Source organism: Microcoleus sp. Pol12B3, from assembly GCF_036701355.1.
Lineage (GTDB): Bacteria > Cyanobacteriota > Cyanobacteriia > Cyanobacteriales > Microcoleaceae > Microcoleus.
Genome location: NZ_JAUBQS010000033.1, coordinates 33,292 through 57,241, shown reverse-complemented (window position 1 = coordinate 57,241; position 23,950 = coordinate 33,292). Strand labels below are relative to the sequence as shown.

Below are 23,950 nucleotides of genomic sequence, written 5' to 3'. Positions count from 1 at the left end.
AAGAAAATTAATAATTAAAAATTAAAAGTTAAAACTGGGAATTATACCATTTTTAACCTGTAATTTTTAATTAATAAGAACGCCGCCTTTAAAAGCGGCGTTTTTTTCGAGTTTAGAACTTCTGGATCAGAGCCCAGACTCTCCCGTTACCCGACACTATCTGGGCAACGCTGTTAGTAGTAGGACCCATTGTAGCCTCAGAGACATCCTCTACAGCCCATTTATTTGCTTTCTCATCAACAATAAATAAATCGTCAGGAGTAGTGCCTTCCTGAACCCGATATATCTTATTCAGAATGAAACGTGCCTTGGCCTCAGCTTTTGGTATGCCTGTAACTTCATCAGGATCGACAGAGAGGGCACTGCCTTCTTTTAATGTACCTTTTGAGTTAGTTAAATTGCGATCGTCCCTTTGAGTAACCCGCACGCCGTGAAGTTGCAAACCAGGCTCATTCTCAGAGATATTCCAGACAGCAGCTAGAACCACACTTTTTCCTAAACCGAGAACCGCTGCACTAACAGGCAAAATTAGCAAAAACTTGAAATAATTCACCGTATTTATGCTCCTTTGTTTGTGAGATTCTGCACTCATTCTAAATTAGCAATTAGCAATTAACAATGACTAAACGATGTCCGATATTTTTGTGATGATCCGCAATCAGAGTAACGTCGCCATGACTTCAGTTGACGGCATTGCGTTTGTCACTTTACTGACTCAAGAAGGACGAGTGCTGGCCGAGGAGACAGTTGACCTGTTTGAGGCAGATGTGAATTTTGATAACCTGAAGCAGGGAAAATATACTGTAGTTGTCAGGCACGAAGGCGTTGAACCTCGATCGGCAACTTGTAGTGTTACAATCACCGATGAAGATAAAGTAATCATGCTGACATTTGTTTACTTGGAACTAGAACGGGTGCTGCTGGGCATTCAAACTTCAACAGAAGAAAGACTATGACCGTGAAAGTTACTCCGCCAAATTCAATTAAAATGTTTCGCTATCGAGTACATTTCTTGGCAAAAGACCTCTGGAGGGAAAAAAACCCGGTTTGTCGGATGAATCTGGCTTTACAGTTAGCTGATGTGGCGACAACTCTGGCTAGGTTAGAAGTAGAAGAGGCGCGAAAATTTCAACAAGAGTCTGCTAGTGTTGAGACCCAAGACTCGAGGGAACCTGAAAAGTTTTGAGTGTATGAGGTTGCTTTCTGCGATCCGCGCAACCCTTGCGCGATCGCAGTTTAAAAAAATAATCTAACTGTAGAAAAGCTCCCAACTCTGATAATCATCAGTCATTTTTAATCTAAAATCTAAAATCTAAAATTGTATGACTGGCAACTCCAAACTATTGTCGTTGGTTGAGCTAGTAAAAAAACTGTCTGTATAAAATTGACTCTCCGTGCTAAACAATAACTTTCTGCCTTGCGAGGTAATTGGTTGTCGAAAAAACTGCGTTACACTTATATAAGTATCTTTACAAAACAACATAAAAGCATGACTGTTGCCTACCCCCGCAAGCTACGCAACGCAATGGGAGCGCGCGAAATTTTAGCTAATGTAGTGCGCGATCGCGAAATTCACCTGATCACCCTCAACCGCTACCGCTACAGCGAACAGCGCAGTTGCAAAGACCTCACCGACGTGATCGAACGGCTAGACGGGGAACCGGCCGAACTCGTACGCGACCTCTCCCGGCACATTTCCGACGAAGCGCGGCACGCTATGTGGCTCACCGACTTGCTGGTAGACCTCGGTCAAAATGTGGGAACGCCGCCGGGAATGTCCTACATTGACGAATTTGACCGCCTGCTGGACAAAGATATATACGACCCGAAACGCAACCTCGATGACAGTATAATTGCAGGCTTAGTCGCAATCAATGTCACCGAAAAGCGTGGCTGCGAATACTTCTCAGCGCACATCCACGCCCTCAAACAGGCTCCCCAAACCGCAGAAAACATCAAAATCCGCGAAACCATCGAAAAGATTTTTCCAGAAGAAGCTGGTCACGTCCGCTGGGGCAACCGCTGGCTGGCCAAAATCGCCGACAAAAGCCCGGAACACCGCCAAAAGGTGGAACAGGCAAAGCGCAAGTATATGGCGATCGAACAAGCAGCTTTTGAATCGGGAATGGATATCATGCTGGGGGCAGAACTCCGCCGCGTCACCCGCCTTGTGGATATTGCCAACACCATGCCGATGTGGGAACGCCCGCAATACCTGATGGAACGCTTGCCCGCAAGCCTGCTGGCCCCCGATCTACAAATGACCAGAGTCGATGTAGCTCAGCGGGCCTGGAACCGCGACCCGCAGGCATTTATGGAGAAATTGGTACCCATGTTCCTCAACGGCTTGAATACCATTGAGAAGAAGCCGGCGGCGGCTAAGCCCAAGGCTTAAATACGATCGCGAACCTGGTTGAAACCGCTCTGCAAGTCAAACTTGCGCCTGCCTCTGCAGACAAGCGAGATATACTGGTTCCCAGGCATAGCCTCGGAACCAGTGTATTTAAAGTCATAATTTTAAGCTTTAGCAAGTAAACTGATTATTGGAATAGTTTTCCGTCTAAATATAATCATGACTACCAGCGAGCCGAACCTACAAACAGCTTCCGCAGAAAGCCAATCGAGTGAAAGCGCGATCGCCTCCGAGCAGGTCGAAAAAGCCACAGCCGTCACCTATGCAGAAGAAATTGAAACTGTCATCGCCAGCATGGCTGTAGACCAAAAAGTGATGGTCGGTCAAAGTGAAGCTGGCGGACATCTTTGGAAGTTCAAGTACGGCAGTGTCGAAGTGTTCGTACAACTTACGGGCGAAACCGAAGATGATACTTTGACTGTTTGGGCTTTTGTACTGCAGTTGCCAGCGAAGAATGAAGCTCAATTAATGCGGAAAATTCTAGAAATGAATTGGCTGTCTACTTTAGAAGCTCATTTTGCCATTGTTGATAATCAAGTTGCCGTAGTATCGACTCGGACGATGGCGGAAATCTCGGCTGGGGAAATTTCTCGGGTTATTACTATTGTCGCCACGATCGCCGATGATAATGACGACCTGCTGCAAGCAGAATTCGGTCAGTAGTCATTAGTTAACAGTTAACAGTCAACAACTAACAGTTAACAGTTAACTAATATGCAGGCCCTGCGATCCAAGCAATAGTGATTCCTAGCCCCAAACCGACAAGCACTTGAAAAGGAGTGTGTCCCAACAACTCTTTCAGGCGAGCCTCATTAAGGTTGTGATCTTCCTCAAAAAACTCGTCAATAATTTGGTTGAGGATGCGAGCTTGCTTGCCTGCTGCTTGGCGGACGCCTGCTGCGTCATACATCACAATAATTGCAAAGATCGCAGCGATCGCAAAATCCGGACTTTCCCATCCCATCGTTTGTCCGACTCCAGCAGCCAAAGCGCCCACAAAAGACGAGTGAGCGCTGGGCATTCCCCCCGTTGTTACCAAATACCGAAGATTAAACTTGCGATTTTTGACCAACTCGATCGGCAACTTCATTATCTGAGCCGCCAGACAAGCGAGCAAAGCAACCACGAGTACATGATTGTTTAAGATGGCGCTGCAAATTTCCTGCATAGTGTTTGGTATTTCTAGTTACTCCGGCTGGTAATAAAATCGGCTATCGCCAGCAGCGGTAGAGCTTTGCTCCCAAACACTGCCAATTGAGCCTTAGCATCAGCAACAAGCTGCGAAGCTTGGCGCCGAGACTCCTCAATTCCCCACAAACTCGGATAAGTGACTTTCCCTGCTTGAACATCTTTGCCAGCAGTTTTGCCCAGTTCTTCTTGGGTAGCAGTAATATCCAAAATGTCGTCAACGATCTGGAAAGCCAGCCCAATATTTTGAGCGAAACGAGACAGTCGCTGCAAATCTGCTGCTGAGGCACCAGCCAGAATTGCCCCACAAACTACGCAGGCTTCTAACAGCGCGCCTGTTTTGTGAGCGTGAATGTAATTCAAAGTTTCCAGAGAAACATCTGTCTTTCCTTCCGATTCCAAATCAACCACCTGACCGCCTACGAGTCCAGCAGCACCCGATGCCCGCGCTAAATGGGCGATCGTCTGCAACACCTGGTGGGGGGGTACGTTCTGAGTTTTAGTGGCGATAAATTCAAAAGCATAGGTCAGCAAACCATCGCCAGCCAAAATGGCAATATCCTCGCCGTAGACTTTGTGGTTCGTCAGTTTGCCGCGCCGGTAGTCGTCATTGTCCATTGCCGGCAAATCGTCGTGAATCAGCGACATCGTGTGGATCATTTCCAAAGCGCAAGCTGTGGGAATTGCCATAGATGTAGTGCCGCCTGCCAGTTCGCAGCTAGCCAGACACAGGATCGGACGCAGGCGCTTGCCCCCCGCTAGCAGCGAGTAGCGCATTGCTTCGTAGATTTTCTCTGGGTAGATGACCGGCAGTGCACTGTCGAGAGCTACCTCGATCGCCTCTTTTCGCTTGACTAGATAAGTAGATAAATCGAAAGAGGATTCCGGTTGGGACGAACCCATTTCTGTTGCCAATACCATCCCTTGCTCTCTTGTACTGAATAGTTACGTGGGATATTGTGATCCGTTGGGGTCGGATCGTGCCGACTTTTACGGCGGTAGTTGCTCGAACTCCGAGCATCAATTAATCATTCTACGGGTGTTGTTGCACAGAAAATCTTTGAGTTTTGATAACTTTGTCAATTTACCAGTCAATCTCAAATTTACAATCTCAAATATCAAATCCGCTGCTGAAGTCTGGCGACTTCCAAAAAGCGCTGCACTGCCGCCGTTGGATCGCTGCGCCAAATCAGAGCGATCGCCACAATGCAGGTTGATTCTGGTAACGCTTTGTAAACAACCCCGCTGCGTTGAAAATTTTGCATTGATGCCGGGACGATCGCCACTCCCATCTCGGCGGCTACCAAGCTGACAATCGTTTGCATTTGAATTGCTTCTTGAGCTGCGATCGGGCTAAAACCTGCTTGCTGACAAAGACTGACGATCGGATCGTACAACCCCGGAGCTAGGGAACGCGGAAATAGGATGAACGGTTCCGTGGAAAGTTCGCGTAATTCCACCTTCGCGCGATCGGCCAAATGATGCGTTTCTGGCAGTGCCACGATCAGCGGTTCTCGAAAAACGATTTCAGAATTTATCCCGTCTTCCTCAACCGGAGGGCGCACGAAGCCGATATCAATTTGCCCGAACCGCAGCCGCTGCAACTGTTCGTTTGTCGTCAGTTCGTGCAGTTCCAGCTTGACGGCGGGACACCGAGTGCGAAAGGCCTGCAAAATCGCTGGAACCACGTTGTGGGCGGAGGAACTCACAAAGCCGATCGTCAATTGTCCGAGTTCGCCCCGACTGGTTTGTCGGCCGAGTTGAATTGCTCGATCGACTTGCTGCAAAATTTTCCCTGCCTCCTCGAAAAAAACCTGTCCCGCTGCCGTTAAATGCACCGTCCGCTTGGTGCGGCGAAACAATTGAAACCCCAACTCTGCCTCTAAATGCTGGATTTGTTGGCTCAGCGGAGGTTGCGCAATATGCAGTTTTTCCGCTGCACGAGTGAAATTCAGTTCCTCTGCAACTGCAATGAAATAACGCAAATGCCGAAGTTCCATAGCTCCCCTATCATTTATATTTTAAAAGTATAAGTTGTTAGTTAAACATATATTGGACATTGATGATGCCATTTAATACAGTGATTGATAGGCGAAGTTGAGAATTAAACAATGGCTAATTTGGATATCAAAATTAGAGAAGCAGAGCTGGCTGATTTGGAATTAATTGTGGATTTTATTTCACAAAAAAGCGAGTTCGATGGAGCTAAAAATCTGTTGAGAGCAACAGCAGATAAATTGCAGCAAACGTTGTTTTGCCAGCCTCTGCTAGTGCGGGTTTTGTTGGCTGAAGTTGCAGGAACAGCGGTAGGCTTTGCTCTTTTTTATTCCTCCTATTCAAGTTTATTGACGCAGCCGTGTCTTTGGCTTGATGATTTATTTGTGCAAGCTCCTATGCGAGGAATGGGAGTCGGTACAGCGCTGTTAAAGTATTTGGCACAAATTGCTGAGTCCACAAATTGCGGGCGTATGGAATGGACTGTTAATACTAGCAATGCACCGGGAATTACTTTTTACCAAAAGCAGGGAGCGCGCATTTTGGAAAATATTAGGGTTTGCCGAATCGAGGGAAGTGCGATAGCCCAACTCGCCAACAAATAAGTTGATTGGTTTTGTGAATAAGAATTTTTTTTTATTAACCGCAGAGACGCAGAGAACACAGAGAAAGAGAAGAAAAATTCAGGGTAGTTATCATGGCACAAAATTCTTGGAATACCGCTCTTTATGAGAAAAATCATGCTTTTGTTTGGCAGTACGGCGAATCGCTTTTGGAGTTACTCGCTCCGAAGACTGGTGAACAAATTCTGGATTTGGGCTGCGGTACCGGACAGTTAACTGAAAAGATCGCTCAAAGTGGTGCTTTTGTGCAAGGTATTGATTCATCTTTGTCGATGATTTCCACGGCAAAAGTTAACTATCCTCACATTAAGTTCGCTGCCGCAGATGCGAGGATTTTTCAAGTAAAAGAGCCGTTAGATGCTGTGTTTTCTAATGCGGTTTTGCACTGGATTAAACAGCCGGATGCTGTGATTAATTGTGTGGAAAAAGCACTGAAGCCGGGAGGGCGTTTTGTGGCTGAGTTTGGCGGTAAGGGGAACGTGGGGGCGATCGTCCGGGCAATTTTGAGTGTTTTGGCAGAAATTGGCTGCGAGGAGCCTGAAGCGCTTAATCCTTGGTATTTTCCGAGTATTGGCGAGTATGCTGGGCTTTTGGAAAAGCAGGGATTTGAGGTTAGTTATGCCGTTTTGTTCGATCGCCCGACTTCCCTAGAAGGTGGCAGCGCGGGTATGGTAAATTGGATTGAAATGTTTGCTGGCGAGTTTTTGTCGGGGTTGTCTGATGGTGTGCGATCGCAGGTAATGAACTCCGTTGAAGAGCGTTTGCGGCCGACGCTGTACCGCTATGGTAATTGGATTGCAGATTATCGCCGAATTCGCGTTGTTGCTGTCAAAAATTCCTATTGACAAATATAAGGCTACAAATCTCCCCGATTTGTAGCCTTCGTCCACTCAGTATCCCCATCGCGCCGCACGCTAGTCCCAGCAGTTATTTTCTTTTCCTATTGTAACTGCGCTTTTGTGTAGATCCCCATCAATTATCCCCTGCCAAAAGCTTACGAATCAGGCTTTTCGGATGTTGAATTTTACAGTCATATTTGTAGGGGTAAGCCGGCTAAATAAAAAATATTGTTAGCATGATACTTAGCCTCAACCAAAATAGACTCTTCCTTAACAAATAATAATCTAAGCTGACGTTTCCATAGGGAGCCGGAAGCAAAAACGAACTAACACTTAAGGAAATAGGAAATGCTACAAAAGTTACGCTCAAAGCGTTTAGCCCTTCTCCCCAGTGCGACCAATTTCCCGCAGAAAGGCGCGCCGTTAGCCATTTGTAAATTTGCTGATAGCGAAAAACTCGATCGAGAAAATGTGCGATCGTAAATTAGTATCCGCAAATACCGCAACAACTCGGTTTCATGGATAAACCGGGTTGCTAAACACAGACCTTAGTTTAAATCTGTTCTTCCCCTTGATTAAAACGCTGAATTTCGTGATTTTCCTCGACTTGCAAAGTAGCATCATTGGGAATATTGAGGATGCCTGTAAATTAACTTTGGCTTATTTTCCAAGCTTGTTCCTTATTTTTGTGTTCGGCAAGTTCTTGCTGTAAATTGTCAATAATCTGTTGAAACTGAGCGGCTTGTCTCAGCATTTCTTGTTCTGAAAAGTCCAGCAATTGCATCAGAGTAGCCACTTGATATTCCAGTAATTGGGTTTCGCAATTATTGTTATTTGTAAGAAAGGTTGTATGCTTTTCTGAATATTCAAAAACACTCTTTTCGTCGGGAAGGAACAATGCTGTTTTGACACTAAGTGCCAAATCTTTAAACATTTCAGCCCTGCGTTGGGAAATTTTAACTTTCAGGAACATCACTACCGCAAACAAACTTCCTGACGGCAGAAGTCCCCCAAATCCCAAGACAGACTTGACATTGTAGGGAATAATTAAAGAATTTTGCTCAGGAATAAAGGGGCTGCCTTTTGCCTCTGATACATAAAAAATATTTAATACTGCCGGCTCTAATTGCAGGAACCTTTCTGGCTCACTTCCGAGGAATGTAGGAATGTCTAAACCAAACTGCCGGATTATTTCCGAAATCGCCGGCATTTGAGCCACTAATTTTGTGCTAACTAATGGAATAGCTCTATTTTCTGCTGCTGTGTGCCGAGAATTCCACTGCGGTTCTGTGCCTGCGGCTGCTAGCAGAGTCCAACATTTCATGTCGGCGGCGGGGGAATTGCCCTTCATCAAGTGGCGGGCGGATTGTTGCAATGAGTCTTCTAATTCCCGGTAGGGATGAGTTTTGAACAAACGCACTAAGGCACAGCTATTTTCTCCAGTTTGCGAATCGCAAAAATGTTGGTAAATATAGTTAACAATCTTCTGGCTGGTGGCTTCCATACTAGCAGTATTTCTACCTAAGTGGCGCAGGACTAAGCTGCATTTAGCCATGTCTTGCGGGGTAAATAAGGTAATATCGTACATGAAAAAATGCTCTCCAAGAGCTCAAACACTCTTGTTCATTTATCGTTAAGGCCGCTACGGCATCCGGAATCCTACTGAGAGTTTTGAACAAAGTGTTAGTGAAAATATGTATAAAATTAGCCCGCCAAATGCAGCGCTTGTCTGGCAGGATACAGAAATTAAGATTAAAGCAAAAAAAAATCTATTTCCTAGGGTAGGCGACAAGGACAGAAAAGCAGATGTACAATCATTAAAAAAAATTTTAATGACAACTCTCCTAAAGAAATTAAAGAAACGGAGTTTTTCACCGGATATGCCTCGCGTTTTACAGGGCATTTTCGTAGATAAAAGTCGGTTTCTGGGTAAGCCATATTCACCGAACTCCTAGAAACTCAAGCTGCAATTTTTGTGGCGCGCGATCGCACGCCGATTAATCAAAAATTGGTAAAATTTCGGCAGTCTTGGACGCAGAAACCGGGTTTGCTTACAGAGAAAAAACCCAGTTTCCTGGGTATTGGTAAGTAGAGGGTGTGTTCAAAACTTTTAACCACCCTAAACAACTCTATTGAGCTGGTTGAGACTTTGCTTCCAGGGCATCTTTAGCAGACAATCCCTGATCTTGAACGCCAAAATACCACAAACTAGCAGCAGCTTCGGCGCGAGTCACGGCTTTCTTCGGCTGAAACAGAGTAGTAAAACCAAAAACGCGGCGAATATTCGCCAAATCTCCATTGTTAAAATCAGCTAAAACTGCCCGCGATGCCTGGGAATCAATCTTAGAAGCATCTTGAAAACCCCACTTTTCTTTCACTCCGTCAATGTTAGCTGTCGGTAAAACTTGACGACTATCTAAAGGCACTTTCCAGAGAATCATTGTTTCGCGAGTTAAAGGTGCATCGGGGCGAAATTTCACATCTTTACTTTCACCCGAAAGCGAACTCGGAATTACACCGGCTTCTGCTAAACCTTGAATTGCTGAAAAATCGGGGTCTGTTTTGGGTACGTCAGAAAAGGCTGGTTCGCTAGAGTCTACTGCTAATCTAATTTGTTTGGCTTGACGGCTAGCATAAATCTGATTGTTAGCTGCTACTAACCAGCGGGCGTATTCGCGGCGAGTGACAATTTTGTTGGGTTTGGGCAAAGTGCTGGCTGTTTCTAAATTAGCACTTTCTGTCGTTAGCGAAGCGCTCGGAGAGGATCGCACTTTCAGCACTTCCAACTGACTTAAATCAGCTACATACTGCCGCAACTGTTGAGGAATTTGGGTATCTAGTTGGCTAACTTGTGCTGATTTTGGCGAGGCGGATGGCGTTGGAGTAGTTCTTTCTGAATTAGATGGAGTTGGTGAAGCGGTTGGAGATGCGCTAGACTCGGAATTGTTAGGTTGCGGACTGGCGGCAATTTCGGGGCTTTCTTTGCTGTAGTCGATCGCAAATTCTGTAGAACCCCCTACTTTCTGAGTAGGAGAAAGCGACACAGTTACCCGTAAATTATCTCGCGTTGCTACCAAAGAACCTTGTCCCTCGGCGGTGGGGCGGCTGACTATTTCCCAGTTGCGACGCCCAAACTCTGTGGAGTAAAAGTTCTGAACCGAATTAACAGGATCAGTGCTTTCCCAGCGCAGCCGCACATTTTTTTGCGACGGATCGGTTTGCCCACCAACTTCTATTAACTCAGCATTAGGATAGAGTGGAATCTCTGTCGGGAAATCGGGAGGAAGTTTGGCGGTAGAGTTTGTCTCAATTGCTGTCGCTGGTGGCGGGGAAGAGAAAACTACTGGGTTTTGTTTTAATGTGGGATCGGCGGCTAATGATTCTTCGAGGGCCTTGCTGTTGGGGCTGTTTGCACAAGCTGTGACAGCAGCCAACAGACACACAGCCAGCCAAGTATTTACAGCAGCGAGTATATTGGTTTTATTGGTTTTAGATCGACCTGGAGATTTGCCTTGCCGTTGAGTAAATATAATATTCAGCATAAATCGCCCCTTTGCAGATATATTTCTAGGCTAGCGCAGATCGATCGGGCATATATAATTTTTACCCAAATGAAATTTCTGTATTTACTTCTAGTTACTGCTACATTAGTTTCATACCCTGTCAAGTTTGCCCGTCCCGCTGCATCTCAACCAGCCCCGCTGCGGGCAGAAATTCAGACGCCAGAGTGGCAGCCATTTTGCTCGGCGATGGGTCAGTTTGCGATCGATATGCCCGCAAATCCCAAAATTAATTCCGAAACTTTTTCAAATCAAATTATTGCTCATACATACCGATCGAACTTAAAAAACAAAGAAACTTATTTGCTTCAATACTTTGACCTTGATTTTAGGCTGAGGAACAATAATATCAATAATACCAGAATTACTTTAAACAATGCCGTTGATTTTTTCGTCGTGGCAGCGAATGCTAAAGTTTTGCAGGTGCGGGATATTTCCCTCGGAGGCTATCCCGGAAAAGAATTTGAGTTTCAGCCGCTTTCCCCCAGTGAACCCGTAGGTGTAGGTCAAGTTTTTTTGGTGGAAACGCGCGTTTACGGCCTGGTTGCCACTACCCCAGAACCAGAAAATGCTCAAAAATTTCTCGACTCTTTTCGTTTGTTTTGAAGCAGGAAGTTTGGCAATGAGTAGTGTAGGAAATTTAACATATTTAATGGAGAGAGGTTGAGGGAATAAGTCACAGGTTCCAGGGAATAGAGAAAAATTAGTTGGGATTGGCGATCGAATTTATTAATAAAACTTACGCTTTTCAACTTGTTGTCTAGGAAAAAAGTGACCTGAGCAAAGAAAAATTTCGGCATCAACCGAGTTTCTGAGGAATAATGCGCTCAGAACTCATTAATTTAAATGTGACTTAAGACCTTATTTTATTTTTTGTACTCTATCTAACGGAATAGATAAATTTTACACCTGTGGAGCGATGTAGATACTTCCTCAAATTTATATATTTGATATAAGGATTTTTAAATCGCAGAAAGCACAAGCAAAGATGCTCTCTTGCTCCATCTGGCTCCCATCTGGCTCCCATCTGGCTCAACGAAGTCAAGGAAGTGAAGTCAAGGAAGTCAGGCTCATCGAAAGCTTACCCGGAGGGTATTAACATATTATGAACAAACTAACACCCATTCTCCTCAGCGGCATCCTGTTATTTGGAGCTGCTGCTTGCAGCGAAGGGGCTAAAACTAGCGCTGATGCTCCTAATTCTACCACAGAAAATACCACCAGCCCGCCCCCAGCGGAGACAGTTCAAAAAACTCAGGGTGACGCAACGAGCGATATTCGCAAAAATCAAGCAAATTCTGATATCAGGGCCAGAGAACAGCGCAACAATGTGACGGGTGGCGATGCTGTAAGAGCCGATGGCGACCTCCAAAGTGAAGTGCGCTCCAAGTTAGAAGTAAACATCACTAAAGGTCAGCTAACTGTTGATGCAAAAGACGGGGTTGTCACCGTAGGTGGCACAGTTCCCAATCAAACTGATTTAGCTAAAATTGAGCCACTAGCTAAAGAGATTAAGGGTGTTAAACAGGTCAATGTTACCGCTGTTGTCGCCCCCGCTGCATCCGCATCGCCTAGCAGCAATCAATAAATGTGAAGGAAGAAGTCCGAGGAAAAGAAGGGAAAAAGATGTAGTTCTCTAGGAGAGAAGTCTGAGGGTAGAGGGTAAAGTTTGGCATTGTAAGATTGCTTTCGCAGCGGATCGCAACGCTTAGTTAACTCTATAGGGAGAGCGTGGTTTTAAGTTAAAGAGTTTAAATTGAAGTTAAAATTCATGAACTCAAAACTCCCGCAAGACCTACACTTTCCCCTTCCTAATTTCCGATTTCCCATCCCGGAGAATTAGTTGGAAACCAGCCTGAAGATAGAGACAGAGGTTATTCCCAGCGACCGATGAAAATTGTTGGGAAAGAATGACTAAATGTGATTGATGGCAGCAAGCAGAGCATAAATTCTGTGGTTGTGAAAAAGTAGTATATTTTGCAGGAGAAAGAAAATGGCTTTAGGTCAACACAAGCGAGCTGTAGGAGCATTTTCTACTTACCGAGATACGGAACTAGCCCTGAAGGAGCTACAAAGTACCGGGTTTCCGATGAATAAAGTTTCGGTAGTTGGGGAAAATCTCGATCGCAACGAAATTGCGGGCGCTACCGCTGGTAAGGGTACCGACGAGAAAGTGGGCGGTGGTGCCAAAGCAGGCGCGACAGCGGGAGCAGTGACGGGCGGTTTGATTGGGTTACTCGGAAGCATTGGAGCGCTAGCGATTCCCGGAGTGGGTCCGGTGATGGCAGGGGGTGCGATCGCAACTCTGCTGGCAGATACTGTGGTCGGAGGCGCGATTGGGGCTGCAGCAGGCGGTTTGGTCGGCGGTTTGGTCGGCTTGGGAGTTCCCGAAGAAAAAGCTAAAGTTTATAACGATCGCGTCTCGCGCGGAGAATATTTGGTATTCGTAGAAGGAACAGATGCCGAACTTGCCACAGCCGAAGGAATTATGAGCGTGCGGGGCATTCAGGATTGGGGCATTTACGATGTGCCGGCAGACACCGGTCGCAGAGCTTCGGGTCGCCAGAAGCGCGCGGTGGGAGTATTTTCAACCCGCCGCGAGACGGAACACGCACTGGGAGAACTGAGAACTGCCGGTTTCGACATGAATCGGGTTTCGGTCATCGCTAAGGATGCTGACTCGAAAGGAGACATCGCAGGCATTGACGTGCATGACAGCGCGGACAACAAATCCGATGAAGGAGCCACAAAGGGCGCACTCACAGGTGGTACTTTGGGCGGTTTGACAGGCTTGTTGGTAGGTCTGGGCCTAGTGGCAATTCCGGGAATCGGGCCGATTATGCTGGCAGGAGCCTCAGCTACGGCGATCGCCACTACACTTGCCGGTACGGCTTTGGGTGCAGCAGCAGGCGGCTTGATCGGAGCTTTAGTCGGTATGGGAATTCCCGAAGAGGAAGCTAGAGCATACAACGATCGCGTAGCGAGAGGAGATTACTTGGTACTGGTTGACGGCAGCGAAACAGAAGTCGCTCAAGCCGAAAGCATTCTGAGTCGCGGAGGTATTCAACATTGGAACACCTACGACTATCCCAGCGTAGATACTTCTCGGGCTGATTACGGCGCTCCTGGCACTCCCGGTGTTGATACCACGGCTGATATTTACGATCCCAATCAGGGCATCACCGGCCACCGTCGGATTTAATAATAATTCAGACTTTGTTTGGGTATTGTTTCTACTTTCTGCAGGGTAGTCGCACTCCCGGACTCGGATTGTCGAAAGCGATCCAACCAACATCGGCGAGCTAGCGGTTTTACGCTTCGTCGGTAAAATTATCTCAAAAGTCGGCTTTTTATCTGAAAGCCGGCTTTTGTTTTGTTCTGGGAACTTAAAAAAGCCACCTGTCAAAAGTTTAATTTTGATTAGGGTCCCAGTCCGTGAGCTCGGCTTTGCGCCGGAGGATCGATCGGCTCCCTGAATTTTAACAGCAGAAATCCGCAGCGGTTTTTTAGTCTGTAACACTCACTACTGCTCGATTTTAAACCCCGCAGTATTATCAAATTTAATGACCTAAATTACCACAGATATTGCCCAGTTAGTCAAAGAGCGACTATCTTTAATTATGGGTAGCTAATTTCAGCAACTTATACAGGTGAAGTAGCCAGTCCCGCGCGCCGAGTACGGCATGCAGTGGTCGGCAGCTATTAGAATAATATTGTCGTCGCCTTCCCGCAAGACTTAGGCTGGTCATTGCTTGGCTGTAGCAGCCCAATTGCTGTTGGCAAGACCTGCGGCATGAATACAGTTTTTCTGGGAATGCCTCAGAGAAACATTTGAGAAGCCCAGGAACAGCTTTTATGTCCGGGAGCGCGTCTGGTGTCGAGAGTTCTGTAAATTAGAACCGCAAGCGCTCATGGATCGAGAAAACATTAACAGCAAGCACAGCAGCGCGGGAATACGGGAACGACTCGCGATCCATTTTTTCGCGCAATCTCAGGCTCAGCACAGCGTATTGCTTGCTTCGCCGGCGATTCGCTCAGCACTCCGAGGGAAGCCTCCCTGTTGGTTTTCACTGGCACGGAGCACAGTGGGGGGAGGTGACACTAGCTGAGCTGGCCTGGTGCTGCCGTCCGGGTTACTCGAAGGTAGAAAGCACTTATTTAGAAGGCATTAGGCGTTGAAGCTCGGATATCTTCTTTCTTGATTGCACTCATAAATTCGATCGCCTGTACTGGCAAATTTTCGGGTGAGAAGGCCGCGCGGATGCCGCCAGCAATAATCCAAATATTCGATCGACCTTGACAAGATCGATCGACAACTTCTCGGTATTTTGGTAAAGAGTTAGCAGGTAATATTTAGTTGTTACCAGTTAGTATAAATACAACTAACCATTAACAACTAACCATTAACAACTAACTAATTACTAGCAAAATAATACTTACAGGACTTACAGGCGGCGAGAAACGCGATTTTTTCATAACTTCCGCGCTAGCCAAACTCAGATTATACCAGAACCCGGTTTATTTTCGTAAATTATAACTAAGTGAGCAGGGTGATGGTAGGAATCAAGCAGTTTTGACAATTGTTAATGTGGCAGTATTAGTTTAAAAAACTGACTGGCAAACACGATAGTACAAACTTTCACACAACATAGAACATCGAGAAATTAAGGAAACTCACTCAATTTTTTTATGAATTTCACTGAAATTTTAAGTGCCGATGAACTTTTAATTAGACATAGAAACGGGGAACGAGATTTTCGAGGTACCAACCTCATTGCAGCTCATTTGAGTGAAGCTAATCTCAGTAGAACAAATTTGAGCAGCGCTAATTTGAAAGGTGCTAACTTAATTAGAAGCAAACTGATTGGATCTAATTTAAACGCCGCCGACTTGAGCGGGGCTAATTTGTCTAAGGCGAAATTAATTGAAGCTAATCTGGGGAGTTCTAGTTTAACTGGAACTGTGGCGATCGCCGCAGATTTTAGCGGGGCAAATCTCAGCGGAGCAATATTGTCTCAGGCTGACTTGAGCAAAGCTGTGATGACGGGAGCGAGTTTAGTAGGAGCTTGTTTGCTAAGCGGCTCGAAACTAACTGAGGCTAATTTGAGCGGGGCGACGCTGAGCCGAGCAATTATGAGCGGGGTTGATTTAAGCAGAGCTAATCTGACTAGAGCGATTCTCAGCGAGGTAGATTTGAACGGGGCGAACCTGAGCGGAGCAACTTTAACTAGGGCTTATCTCAATCGCGGAAATCTCAGCGGTGTCAATTTGGTTGGGGCTAGTTTGAGCGAAGCAAGTCTGCGGGAGGCTTCTATTTGCGCTGCTAATTTGAGCGGAGCTGACTTGAGCGGTGCTGACTTACAATCCGCCAATCTAAATGGCTCTAATTTGAGCGGTGCCGATTTGCAGGGAGCTAATTTGAGCAAAGCAAATTTGAATGGTTTGATTCTGCACAATGCTGATTTGAGGGCTGCGAATTTAAACAAAGCTTCTTTGCGGGGAGCTAATTTGAGCGGTGCGAATTTGGCAGGTGCTAGCTTGCTGGAAGCGGATTTGCGGGGGGCGAATTTGAGTCACGCCAATTTATCGGGAGCGGGTTTGCTGCTGAGTTCTCTGACCGGGGCGAATTTGACAGGAACTAATTTGTCGGAGGCTAATTTGATTGGGGCGAGCTTGAATGTTGCTAACTTGAATGAAGCAGCTTTGGGCGGGGCGATTTTGCCCAATGGAGCTACTCACAGCCGGGATTGATGAGTTGACTAACCATAATTAAGTGGCTCAACTTCAAAAAATCGAACACCGAGAAACCCGGTTTATGTAGGGGCTGTGCCAAGAGTGCTGGCCCTTCCTGCTTTCTAGCCTTTTCCATCGCCACGAGCTGATTAAAGCGGTTGGGCTTTAACCGCATTCTACCGAAAGCCGATTTTGGCAGGAAATATCGAACTCAAATCGAACTCAACCCGAACTCGATCGGGGTCAGAGCGCCCCAAAAAACCCTGATATCCTCGCGATCGCCGCTATTTTTGAAATATTTTTGGAATTTACTTGAAAATTTCTGGACACCGTGCTATCGTCAAAAGGTTTGAGACATTGTGAGTTAGAGGTAAAACCCCGCAGAATGAAACAATTGGGAACCCATCTGGTCGCTGATGCTTGGCAGTCTCCTGGAGACCTGCTCAACGATCCTGAACGTATCCGCCGCGCCATACTCGATGCGATCGAAGCCGGAGGAGCTACTCTCATCGATTTGTGCGTACACCAGTTTAGTCCTCACGGAGTGACAGCTACTGCTACTTTGGCAGAGTCTCATATAGCAATCCATACTTGGCCTGAACACGGTTATTTTGCTGCAGACTTATTTTTCTGCGGAGCCGGCGACCCTCACCGAGCCATGAAGGTGCTACAGACAGCTTTGGAAGCTAAACAGGTAAAACTCACTGAGTTTACGCGCGGTTTCGAGCCAGGGGTGGGCATCGTAGGTTCTGCTTGTGAAGAGCAGTATGCGCCTCGTTCAGTAGAAACGAGTGCCGCCCGAGCATGATGGCCAATTAGCGTAACTTTGAATATTTTATGCTAGGTTTTGTTTAAAATCCCACGGCTTGAGCCGTGGGATTCTTGTTGGAATTTACTTTTTCATTAATAAAGGGCGGACAACTAAATAACCTGCGCCGAAAGCTGCAATGACAATCAGAAAAATCGCGATCGCCAACCACAATCCGCTTAAGTCTGAGGTTTTTTTGGGTTGAGATATCACACGGTAAGGAGTTTCCGGCACCTCTGTAAATAATTTTTCTGGAAGTGGCTGCGGCATCGGGGAGCCTTTTGGCTCCGGTTCCGGTAGTGGGAAGGGGAAAGCCACTGTCTGAGGTGGTTGAGGTACCGTAGAGTTAGTCCGCGAGGTGGCAGGTGCTGGGGGCGGAGGTTCAATGCTGAAATTGAATTTGACTGAGGGCATCTGAGGCATCCCTGTCTGGGTGACACTCTGAGCAGAGTTGACTACTTGCTGTAACTGTTGGGATACTTGAACTACTGTTTCTACTTCTCGCCGCAGTTGTTGATTTTGTTGGACTAATTGCTGATTGTGGGTTTTGAGGGAGTCCACCATCGCTTGGGCTGCTTGCAGCTCTGCCGTGACTTCTCGATAAAGGGAAATTGGTACCGATGGAGAGTAACTATTTGAGTTTTCAGGGGAAGTATTGTCAGATAAGGTAGTATTTTGCATAATTGTAGATGGCGAGGGTTAACTTGTTTTAGTTTAGCCTGAGAGTATTTGCAATTAGATCGATCGCAACACAATTCGTCAAGATATTTGTTACAAACATTGAACGTAAATTTAATTTAATGTTACAAGTTATTAGTCAATCGCTATGAACAACTACGCCACCGAACAAAGTATGTCGCAAAAGTCAAGCACCGAGGAAATGAAATACGGCGAACGCCAGATATTGGAAGGGGAGTTAATTACTTTCCCGAATCCGCGAGTCGGGCGGCGCTACTCTATTAACATTACTTTGCCGGAGTTTACTTGCAAGTGTCCATTTTCTGGCTATCCAGATTTTGCGACAATTCACGTTACTTATGTACCCGACGAGCGGGTGGTAGAGTTAAAGGCGCTGAAACTGTACATTAACAGTTATCGCGATCGCTACATTTCTCACGAAGAATCGATTAATCAAATTTTAGACGATTTTGTGGCAGCTTGCGCGCCGCTGGAAGCGACGATTAAGGGAGATTTTTCGCCGCGGGGGAACGTGCACACTGTGATTGAGGTGTCGCACCAGAAGTAGGGTAGGTATTAAGCTGTTGTGGCATTGAGATTTAATTGTGGGGCGGCGTCGAAGCTCACCCCACAAGGGTTTTAAGCAATAAAATTGTTAAAATTAGTAAGTAATTGTAGAGTGCGTCAGGGCAGCCCTCTCAATGTAGTCAAAAATTCCCTCAAACGCTTAAAATCTCGTAGTTGGTAGGGCGTGTACTGCGCGTAGGTTGAGTTTTTTACCCACCGGAGAGTACCGATAGACAGGCGTTTCAGCATTTGGATTTTGTAAACCAAAGCTCAGTATAGAAATTTTCATTACTTGAAATTTGAAAACTCGGAAAGTGAAATAGCGGTTTTCTGCTTTTTCTCCGGTTCACATTGATCACCTCAACAAATCTGGCAAGGCGCACCCTACAAACTCAACTAATCTTTTTGATATTTATCGTTGGTGTAAGGTGCGCCTAGCGCACCCTACGGTTAGCTTTGACTTGCAACAGAAGTCGGGGCGATCGTACTTTTTTCCTCTGTTGTTTTCGATTCTGCCAACTTGTCCAAAATCTCCACAACTTCTCTTTCAAAACTTACCTGGGCACGATTCGTGCGCCCGCCGATGTAGAGTTTGCCGTTTTTTTCCAAAGCCCAAATTTGCGAGTGAGACAGATAGCTCATCAGCACGCTGAGCATTAGCAACCCGAAGCCAGTATAAACTATTGGAATTCCTGGATCGGCTTTAATTTGCAATCCCGTACTGCCTACAACTTCGTCAATTGTCAGCATGACTCCGTTAACTTCTACCGCCGTCCCCGCGCGAACTGTAGTTAACAATTTGCCATCCGTACCGTACACTAACATCGTTCCTTGCAAGTCTTTTGCTAGCAGAGAAACTCCCGCACTCAAATCTGGTTTTGTGGGAATCCAAGCACCCCAAATTCGACCTTTACCTTGAGTGTCTAACTGAGCCATTGGCAATTGTAAAACCGGGCTTTTGTTGAGGCGAACTCGCAGGGCGGATATTGCCCAATCTGCTTGATAAAAAGTGACTCCCCGGTATCTGAGGGGCTGGTTAACATGAATGGTTTTGCGATCGACCTCTTGGCCTGTTTTGTCCAAAACTGACAGGTCAGAGTAAAATTGGTCGATACCACCCTCGGGAGTATAATCAATCCAAAACCGATTAACTCGCATCGACCAATCCTTCGGTATTTGCGGCCCCGCCCAAGGCCCCGCATCCAGGATATTCTGCACCTGAAATTTTTCACCGCTGGGAACCATTTCTTGACCGAGAAATCCCGTCATCGCGCCCCACATCGACCCAGCTAAAATAATTAGCATACTGGCGTGAACAATAATCGGACCGATTTTACCAATTATTCCCTTGCGAGCATAAATTTTTTCGCCTTCTCGAAATATGCGGTAGTTTTTTTGGTGCAAAAGTGGTTCTAACGAACTTAAAGTAACTGTTTCTAATTCAGCACTGAGAGCTAATTTTTGAAACTGCTTTGGTTCTTCATAAAATTTCCAGCGGCGGGCGGCTTTTAATGCGGGAAATTGTCGGGTAAATGTACAAGCTGTTAAGCTGCTGCCGAACAAAATTAGGATTGACAAAAACCACCAAGTCCGGTATACGTGGTCTAGTCCTGCAATTAGCACAACTTTCCAAGTTAGAAAGCCGAACAAAGCGGGGTGTTCTGGATAGTTAGATTGGTAAAATGGTACTGATTGACCTTGTTCGATGACAGTGCCAGAAATGCTGAAAAATGCGATCGCCAGCAGCAAGATAATTGCCAGCCGCAAATCTGCTAGCACCGGCAAGATTTCTCGCTTGAAAAACTTTTGAGGGGCTGTCGCCCAGTTTGAGAGCTTTGATAGAAATACTTCTTTTGATGTCATTGGTAATTATGAAGAAAGTTCGGCAACGGATTTTGTAACGGATGGAAGGAAGTTCGGCAACGGATGTAACGGATGTAACGGATGGAATAAGGGAGAAAGAAGAAAGAGGAGGGAAAAACAAAAAATGAATAAAATATTATTATTTTTATCGAGCAAGTCTCAATCAATTTTGAATTCTTTCTCTTTTCTTCCTTCCTTCCTTCCTTCCTTCCTTCCTTCGTGTTATTCGAGTCTTCGCGGTTCGTTAAAAAAAACTTAATTCACGCATTCAGTAGAGATTGCTATATCTTTAAATAAAGACTGAACTCCTTACTACTAAACTTAAGCGGGAAGGATGCGGGAAAGCAGAGAGAACACGCCAAATCCTACTAGCAAAACGCCGCTAACAGGAGTAATCCAACTCGACCACCGACGTAATTCTAACAACTTTTTAATGCTAGCAGTGAAAGTCCCTGCTATAATCAGCGGAGCGACGTAGCCAGCAGCATAAAACAGCAGCAGCACACCACCTAAAACTGTATCTCCCGTTTTGGAAACCCAAGCTAAGAGTGTAGCTAAAACAGGCGTGCTGCAGGGAGACGCTACCAAACCAAAAGTTAAGCCCAATAAGTACGATCGCACGCCTGCGGGCAAATCTTTCGGCACCCACCCCACAGCGTCAAAAGACGGCATTTGTAAGGGTAAAGCTTCGAGTAAATTCAGCCCCATTAGAATAGCAATAATGCTGACAAGAATCGGCAAACCCAGGCCAATTTTGCCGTACACTTGTCCGGCAAATGATGCTACAATACCTAAACCCGCAAGGGTGGTGGCTAATCCCAGAGAAAACCACGCAGACTGGGCTGCAGCTTGCAGGCGACTTTTTGCTTCGTATCCACCGATGTAGCCGATCGTGATCGGTAACATGGAAAGCATACAGGGCGTTAAGCTCGTTAGCAACCCTGCCAGAAAGATGACTCCGACGCTGACTAAACTGAGGTTTGTCAGTTGAGTATTTACTAAATTATTAGCAAATTGTGCTAGTTCGTAAAGTTGAGTTTGCAGGGTTTCCATCAGTCGATTTGAGATTTGAGATTTTAGATTTTAGATTTTAGATTGACTCTACAGCAGAGCGATTTTAGACTTTAGATTTTAGATTTTAGATTGACTCCACAGTCGATTTTCTATTTTAAAGAGCCTCTATAGATAAATCTGGGAGCTTAAACTAAATATCTAATATTTTTGCTGTTGACGACTCCTGGCGGGGGCTTGTATCCCTAGGCAGGTGCCTTCAGCTTCGGGGCTGTTCGGGCTTTGTTGAAAATTGTAACAGATGCGCGCAGGTTCGGTTTGAGATTTAAGATTTTATTTACTGGTTCGGAGTTAAAAGGTCGATCGCACCCTGGTTTGAATTGATATCTTGACAGCATCCTCAACAAGCTATGGGCCACGGGCGCAGCTTGGGAGTTAAAAGGTCGATCGCACCCTGATTTAAATTGATATCTTGACAGCATCTTCAACAAGCTGTTGGCAACGGGCGCAGCCTATTGCACCAGATAATTCATTGACTGCGAAATCAGCCCTAAAGCCTGTTGTTGAAATTATTCAAGCAGACTTTAATTTTACTCTACTGTAAATTAAAGCCACTTTCTTCATTAATAGACCCGTCCGGCATTATTGCCCCTGCTAGCACCGCACCTCTGAGATTTGCGCCCGTTAAAATAGCGCCTTCTAAATTAGCATTGCTCAAATTTGTGATTTGTTTGGAACCTCGGAAAAAGAAGCTGTGCAAGTCAGCACCTGTTAAATTAGTGTCTGCCAAATTAGCATATTGCAAGTCAGCACCGTGTAGCGTCGCATCCATTAAATTAGCTTGGGTAAGATTGCTTCCCCAAAGCCGAGAATCTAAGACATTAGCATCTTGTAAATTGGCGCGGCTCAGATTTGCCAAAGTCAGATTAGCATCCCACAACTTCGTGCCGTTGAAATTAGCTTCGGTCAAATTGGCTCGACTGAGATCCGTGCCTAAAATATCAGCATTTGCTAAATTAGCGCCGGTGAGGTCTGCGTCAGAAAGATCCGCATTCTTTAAGTTAGCACCGGACAAATTAGCGCCCGACAAATTAGCGCCCGACAAATTGGCTTCTTGGAGATTAGCGCCCCGCAAATCTACAGTGCTCAAATCGCATTGCTTCCACAGAAAGCTGACGCACCAATTATCTTTTAATAGGTGACTCAAATCCTCCGAATTGGCGGCCATCACAGGAGGAGTTAAGTAGAGAGTGAACAGGACGATCGCTAACAATGCAGCGAAGAAAGTTTTCAAACTCATAACTTTTTTCATTGGCACTAATTTGCGTCATAAATTATTGATGTCTAATCAAAGCATAGCAAATAATCTGCAACTTCCCTCAGCAAGATTACTCAAAAATATTAGTGTAGTGAAAGGTTAATCAGGGTTGGCGCAGGCACAAACTTAACTTAGCTACTCTTAGACGCGCTTTGAGCTAGAAACCCGGTTGATTCACAGATACCTCGCTGCCAAACTAATATTTTTCCTAAAAACCTGGTATAAAATGACCGCAAGTTTGACCGGGATTTGCCAGTGGAATATCGCTACAAAGTAATACTTGCCGCAGGCAGTTGCGATCGCTCCCCCAGGGGCATATCTGCAAACAATCCTGGTATAAACTCCTCAATATGGGAATAAAGAAACCGCTCCTCTAGCCTACAAGCCTTATATTTAAAGGATTCTAGACGGCATTTTTGTTAATTGCGATCGGCATCACTAACTAAGCCCAACTTTCATCACACAACTCAAGCCCCAGCATCACGCACTCTCATCAAACTTATCACGTACCTGAGACTGCGGATATCACTGTTAATAGCTCAGCTATGGAGGAAAATAAGAGCATACAGTTGAACAGCACTTCTCCCATGCCTACTATCCCCCTTTTCCCAACCCAATTAGTTGTCACAACTATTTTCAATTCGATCGAATCTTTGGGATTCACTAATATTGCTGGCGTATTTTCGGGGGAGCAAGCTGAATCCCGACAACAGGCAAATTTAAAAATTAGTACCAAAAAGTTTTACACTCAAGGTTTAAAAAATCTAGAACAACAAGACTTGCACGGCGCTATTAAAAATTTTACTGCCACAATTAACATTAATCCGCAATTCGCGTCAGCTTACCACGATCGCGGTGTGGCACGCTACAAATTAGGCTACAAGCAATCGGCGATCGAAGATTTAACTACAGCCATCGAACTCAATCCTTACCAAGCCAAGTATTACAGCAATCGCGGGTTTATGCTGACTCGTTTAAAAGATTATACTGCGGCGATCGCAGATTACACCTCAGCACTACTGCTCAACCCTAATGTAGCTCAATCTTATTTTAACCGAGGTGCTATCCACCTGCAAATGGAGAATTCCCTGGCAGCACTAGCTGATTTTGAATCAGCAATTCGCCTCGATAGCGATTTTGCTAAAGCTTACTTCAACCGAGGAGTAACTAGATATAAACTGAGAGAGGTTCAGGGAGCATTTGAGGATTTCCAAAAGGCGGCTGAGCTTTTTAAGCAGCAGGGGAGAATGGATTCTTATCAAGAGGCAGTTTCTCAAATTACAAAGCTATGGTGTTAGTTTAATTTCGTAATTATCAATTGGCAATTGCCAATTGATAATCAGGTAATGTGTAC

24 protein-coding genes are annotated in these 23,950 nt (G+C 45.6%); 14 read left to right on the top strand and 10 right to left on the bottom strand.

Features of this window, described 5'->3' with window-relative positions; all coding sequences use genetic code 11:
• Positions 1–112 precede the first annotated feature (112 nt).
• Entirely contained in the window at positions 113–592 is a 480-nt protein-coding gene (locus QUA53_RS17745) for a hypothetical protein (RefSeq protein WP_333220695.1), read from the bottom strand.
• Positions 593–629: 37 nt separating this feature from the next.
• Here QUA53_RS17745 and QUA53_RS17740 point away from each other — a divergent pair, with 37 nt between their 5' ends.
• The 4 genes from QUA53_RS17740 to QUA53_RS17725 all read left to right on the top strand — a co-directional run bounded on the left by QUA53_RS17740 (position 630) and on the right by QUA53_RS17725 (position 3,076).
• The gene (locus QUA53_RS17740; protein ID WP_333098785.1) at positions 630–956 is read left to right on the top strand and encodes a hypothetical protein; all 327 of its coding nucleotides are present in this window, start codon (positions 630–632) and stop codon (positions 954–956) included.
• Entirely contained in the window at positions 953–1,186 is a 234-nt protein-coding gene (locus QUA53_RS17735) for a hypothetical protein (protein ID WP_333098786.1), read from the top strand. Before QUA53_RS17740 ends, QUA53_RS17735 begins: the two co-directional genes overlap by 4 nt.
• A 303-nt stretch (positions 1,187–1,489) precedes the next feature.
• The gene (locus tag QUA53_RS17730; RefSeq protein ID WP_333098788.1) at positions 1,490–2,395 is read left to right on the top strand and encodes a ferritin-like domain-containing protein; all 906 of its coding nucleotides are present in this window, start codon (positions 1,490–1,492) and stop codon (positions 2,393–2,395) included.
• A gap of 177 nt (positions 2,396–2,572) precedes the next feature.
• Entirely contained in the window at positions 2,573–3,076 is a 504-nt protein-coding gene (locus QUA53_RS17725) for a YbjN domain-containing protein (protein ID WP_333098789.1), read from the top strand.
• A 46-nt stretch (positions 3,077–3,122) separates the two neighbouring features.
• On the opposite strand, the gene QUA53_RS17720 is transcribed toward QUA53_RS17725, so the two are convergent.
• From QUA53_RS17720 to QUA53_RS17710, 3 genes are all read right to left on the bottom strand, one after another.
• Entirely contained in the window at positions 3,123–3,581 is a 459-nt protein-coding gene (locus QUA53_RS17720) for a divergent PAP2 family protein (RefSeq protein ID WP_333069238.1), read from the bottom strand.
• A 14-nt stretch (positions 3,582–3,595) separates the two neighbouring features.
• Entirely contained in the window at positions 3,596–4,522 is a 927-nt protein-coding gene (crtE, locus tag QUA53_RS17715) for a geranylgeranyl diphosphate synthase CrtE (protein ID WP_333098790.1), read from the bottom strand.
• Between the two features lie 197 nt (positions 4,523–4,719).
• Entirely contained in the window at positions 4,720–5,601 is an 882-nt protein-coding gene (locus QUA53_RS17710) for a LysR family transcriptional regulator (protein WP_333098792.1), read from the bottom strand.
• Between the two features lie 111 nt (positions 5,602–5,712).
• Between QUA53_RS17710 and QUA53_RS17705 the strand changes: the two genes are divergently transcribed.
• From QUA53_RS17705 to QUA53_RS17695, 3 genes are all read left to right on the top strand, one after another.
• Positions 5,713–6,201: a GNAT family N-acetyltransferase gene (locus QUA53_RS17705; RefSeq protein ID WP_333098794.1), complete on the top strand. Its 489-nt coding sequence runs from the start codon at positions 5,713–5,715 to the stop codon at positions 6,199–6,201.
• 92 nt (positions 6,202–6,293) lie between these two features.
• Positions 6,294–7,064 (top strand): methyltransferase domain-containing protein, encoded by a 771-nt coding sequence (locus QUA53_RS17700; protein ID WP_333098796.1) that lies wholly within the window; start codon positions 6,294–6,296, stop codon positions 7,062–7,064.
• A gap of 342 nt (positions 7,065–7,406) precedes the next feature.
• Complete coding sequence (locus QUA53_RS17695) at positions 7,407–7,541, top strand: hypothetical protein (protein ID WP_333098798.1); 135 nt, start codon at positions 7,407–7,409, stop codon at positions 7,539–7,541.
• Between the two features lie 166 nt (positions 7,542–7,707).
• Here the strand turns inward: QUA53_RS17695 and QUA53_RS17690 are convergent, their stop codons facing one another.
• Positions 7,708–8,646 (bottom strand): histidine kinase, encoded by a 939-nt coding sequence (locus tag QUA53_RS17690; RefSeq protein ID WP_333098800.1) that lies wholly within the window; start codon positions 8,644–8,646, stop codon positions 7,708–7,710.
• 541 nt (positions 8,647–9,187) lie between these two features.
• On the bottom strand, positions 9,188–10,600 hold the full coding sequence (locus tag QUA53_RS17685) for an S-layer homology domain-containing protein (RefSeq protein WP_333098802.1): 1,413 nt from the start codon (positions 10,598–10,600) through the stop codon (positions 9,188–9,190).
• A gap of 69 nt (positions 10,601–10,669) precedes the next feature.
• Between QUA53_RS17685 and QUA53_RS17680 the strand changes: the two genes are divergently transcribed.
• From QUA53_RS17680 to speD, 5 genes are all read left to right on the top strand, one after another.
• Positions 10,670–11,224: a hypothetical protein gene (locus QUA53_RS17680; protein WP_333098805.1), complete on the top strand. Its 555-nt coding sequence runs from the start codon at positions 10,670–10,672 to the stop codon at positions 11,222–11,224.
• 499 nt (positions 11,225–11,723) lie between these two features.
• Positions 11,724–12,206 carry a BON domain-containing protein gene (locus QUA53_RS17675; protein ID WP_333098807.1) on the top strand — a complete coding sequence of 161 codons (483 nt, stop codon included), beginning with the start codon at positions 11,724–11,726 and terminating at the stop codon, positions 12,204–12,206.
• A 405-nt stretch (positions 12,207–12,611) separates the two neighbouring features.
• Positions 12,612–13,820, top strand: coding sequence for a histidine kinase (locus tag QUA53_RS17670; protein WP_333098809.1), 1,209 nt, complete (start codon positions 12,612–12,614; stop codon positions 13,818–13,820).
• A gap of 1,487 nt (positions 13,821–15,307) precedes the next feature.
• On the top strand, positions 15,308–16,369 hold the full coding sequence (locus QUA53_RS17665) for a pentapeptide repeat-containing protein (protein ID WP_333098811.1): 1,062 nt from the start codon (positions 15,308–15,310) through the stop codon (positions 16,367–16,369).
• 367 nt (positions 16,370–16,736) lie between these two features.
• The gene (gene speD / locus QUA53_RS17660; RefSeq protein WP_333098812.1) at positions 16,737–17,159 is read left to right on the top strand and encodes an adenosylmethionine decarboxylase; all 423 of its coding nucleotides are present in this window, start codon (positions 16,737–16,739) and stop codon (positions 17,157–17,159) included.
• 84 nt (positions 17,160–17,243) lie between these two features.
• Here the strand turns inward: speD and QUA53_RS17655 are convergent, their stop codons facing one another.
• Entirely contained in the window at positions 17,244–17,840 is a 597-nt protein-coding gene (locus QUA53_RS17655; protein ID WP_333098814.1) for a hypothetical protein, read from the bottom strand.
• Between the two features lie 145 nt (positions 17,841–17,985).
• Here QUA53_RS17655 and queF point away from each other — a divergent pair, with 145 nt between their 5' ends.
• A complete protein-coding gene (queF, locus tag QUA53_RS17650; RefSeq protein WP_333098815.1) occupies positions 17,986–18,405 on the top strand; it encodes a preQ(1) synthase in 420 nt (139 codons plus the stop codon).
• 449 nt (positions 18,406–18,854) lie between these two features.
• Here queF and QUA53_RS17645 read toward each other — a convergent pair whose 3' ends face one another.
• From QUA53_RS17645 to QUA53_RS17635, 3 genes are all read right to left on the bottom strand, one after another.
• Positions 18,855–20,267 carry a cytochrome c biogenesis protein gene (locus QUA53_RS17645; RefSeq protein ID WP_333098816.1) on the bottom strand — a complete coding sequence of 471 codons (1,413 nt, stop codon included), beginning with the start codon at positions 20,265–20,267 and terminating at the stop codon, positions 18,855–18,857.
• 321 nt (positions 20,268–20,588) lie between these two features.
• Positions 20,589–21,320, bottom strand: coding sequence for a cytochrome c biogenesis protein CcdA (locus QUA53_RS17640; protein ID WP_333233091.1), 732 nt, complete (start codon positions 21,318–21,320; stop codon positions 20,589–20,591).
• A 553-nt stretch (positions 21,321–21,873) separates the two neighbouring features.
• Positions 21,874–22,578 carry a pentapeptide repeat-containing protein gene (locus QUA53_RS17635; RefSeq protein ID WP_445304960.1) on the bottom strand — a complete coding sequence of 235 codons (705 nt, stop codon included), beginning with the start codon at positions 22,576–22,578 and terminating at the stop codon, positions 21,874–21,876.
• Positions 22,579–23,183: 605 nt separating this feature from the next.
• Here QUA53_RS17635 and QUA53_RS17630 point away from each other — a divergent pair.
• Positions 23,184–23,894: a tetratricopeptide repeat protein gene (locus QUA53_RS17630; protein ID WP_333098818.1), complete on the top strand. Its 711-nt coding sequence runs from the start codon at positions 23,184–23,186 to the stop codon at positions 23,892–23,894.
• Positions 23,895–23,950 lie beyond the last annotated feature (56 nt).

Coding starts and splice junctions, on each gene's coding strand:
- QUA53_RS17745 (WP_333220695.1), bottom strand. CDS start 592: ATGAGTGCAGAATCTCACAAACAAAGGAGCATAAATACGGTGAATTAT.
- QUA53_RS17740 (WP_333098785.1), top strand. CDS start 630: ATGTCCGATATTTTTGTGATGATCCGCAATCAGAGTAACGTCGCCATG.
- QUA53_RS17735 (WP_333098786.1), top strand. CDS start 953: ATGACCGTGAAAGTTACTCCGCCAAATTCAATTAAAATGTTTCGCTAT.
- QUA53_RS17730 (WP_333098788.1), top strand. CDS start 1,490: ATGACTGTTGCCTACCCCCGCAAGCTACGCAACGCAATGGGAGCGCGC.
- QUA53_RS17725 (WP_333098789.1), top strand. CDS start 2,573: ATGACTACCAGCGAGCCGAACCTACAAACAGCTTCCGCAGAAAGCCAA.
- QUA53_RS17720 (WP_333069238.1), bottom strand. CDS start 3,581: ATGCAGGAAATTTGCAGCGCCATCTTAAACAATCATGTACTCGTGGTT.
- crtE (WP_333098790.1), bottom strand. CDS start 4,522: ATGGTATTGGCAACAGAAATGGGTTCGTCCCAACCGGAATCCTCTTTC.
- QUA53_RS17710 (WP_333098792.1), bottom strand. CDS start 5,601: ATGGAACTTCGGCATTTGCGTTATTTCATTGCAGTTGCAGAGGAACTG.
- QUA53_RS17705 (WP_333098794.1), top strand. CDS start 5,713: ATGGCTAATTTGGATATCAAAATTAGAGAAGCAGAGCTGGCTGATTTG.
- QUA53_RS17700 (WP_333098796.1), top strand. CDS start 6,294: ATGGCACAAAATTCTTGGAATACCGCTCTTTATGAGAAAAATCATGCT.
- QUA53_RS17695 (WP_333098798.1), top strand. CDS start 7,407: ATGCTACAAAAGTTACGCTCAAAGCGTTTAGCCCTTCTCCCCAGTGCG.
- QUA53_RS17690 (WP_333098800.1), bottom strand. CDS start 8,646: ATGTACGATATTACCTTATTTACCCCGCAAGACATGGCTAAATGCAGC.
- QUA53_RS17685 (WP_333098802.1), bottom strand. CDS start 10,600: ATGCTGAATATTATATTTACTCAACGGCAAGGCAAATCTCCAGGTCGA.
- QUA53_RS17680 (WP_333098805.1), top strand. CDS start 10,670: ATGAAATTTCTGTATTTACTTCTAGTTACTGCTACATTAGTTTCATAC.
- QUA53_RS17675 (WP_333098807.1), top strand. CDS start 11,724: ATGAACAAACTAACACCCATTCTCCTCAGCGGCATCCTGTTATTTGGA.
- QUA53_RS17670 (WP_333098809.1), top strand. CDS start 12,612: ATGGCTTTAGGTCAACACAAGCGAGCTGTAGGAGCATTTTCTACTTAC.
- QUA53_RS17665 (WP_333098811.1), top strand. CDS start 15,308: ATGAATTTCACTGAAATTTTAAGTGCCGATGAACTTTTAATTAGACAT.
- speD (WP_333098812.1), top strand. CDS start 16,737: ATGAAACAATTGGGAACCCATCTGGTCGCTGATGCTTGGCAGTCTCCT.
- QUA53_RS17655 (WP_333098814.1), bottom strand. CDS start 17,840: ATGCAAAATACTACCTTATCTGACAATACTTCCCCTGAAAACTCAAAT.
- queF (WP_333098815.1), top strand. CDS start 17,986: ATGAACAACTACGCCACCGAACAAAGTATGTCGCAAAAGTCAAGCACC.
- QUA53_RS17645 (WP_333098816.1), bottom strand. CDS start 20,267: ATGACATCAAAAGAAGTATTTCTATCAAAGCTCTCAAACTGGGCGACA.
- QUA53_RS17640 (WP_333233091.1), bottom strand. CDS start 21,320: ATGGAAACCCTGCAAACTCAACTTTACGAACTAGCACAATTTGCTAAT.
- QUA53_RS17635 (WP_445304960.1), bottom strand. CDS start 22,578: ATGAGTTTGAAAACTTTCTTCGCTGCATTGTTAGCGATCGTCCTGTTC.
- QUA53_RS17630 (WP_333098818.1), top strand. CDS start 23,184: ATGCCTACTATCCCCCTTTTCCCAACCCAATTAGTTGTCACAACTATT.